Below are 561 nucleotides of genomic sequence, written 5' to 3' on the forward strand. Positions count from 1 at the left end.
GAACCCCAATTGAAAAGCCATCGAAAATGGCATTATGCACCGCGATCAGCAATTCAGCCTTTTGCGTATTTGTGCGAACCATCACCACCCGCAACAAACAGGGCACCTCCATATCGAAGGGTTGCTCGGCATGTTCGACCGCGATTGCATTTATCCGCGCAATACGATCAGCTTCATCAAGGGCGCGCACATCAACGTCATCAAGCTTAAAATCAACGTGATCTACCACCTGCTGCACAGGCTCGCCGTCTTGTTCAGCAAAGCATGTACGCAAAATTTCATGGCGAGCGATAATCCTATTGAACGCCGTGGCGACCATCTCGCTCGAAACCGGGCCGCGCAATTCCCACCGAACAGCCAGATTCAAGCCACGATTGCCAGGATGCATCTGTTCCATGAACCAACAACGTTTCTGCCCGATTGATGTGGGAAACGTCCCTATAACGTCATTTTGCTGTAAAGCTTTCATGTCAAATATCCTTCGGGGCACCAATCAGATATAAGAGCAAAAACCCGTTCCGAACGGTAATCAATAACTTAGGTCAGCGCGACAAATTGGGC

The 561-nt window shown here is 49.6% G+C and carries 1 protein-coding gene; it reads right to left on the reverse strand.

The features are described 5' to 3' along the window. On the reverse strand, positions 1-469 hold a 469-nt coding region (locus tag AB9F27_RS22015), incomplete at its 3' end, for a condensation domain-containing protein (RefSeq protein ID WP_369758219.1). Between the last annotated feature and the right edge of the window lie 92 nt (positions 470-561).

The sequence above is a fragment of the Falsihalocynthiibacter sp. CO-5D18 genome, assembly GCF_041205445.1.
In the GTDB taxonomy this organism is placed as follows: Bacteria; Pseudomonadota; Alphaproteobacteria; order Rhodobacterales; family Rhodobacteraceae; genus Falsihalocynthiibacter; species Falsihalocynthiibacter arcticus.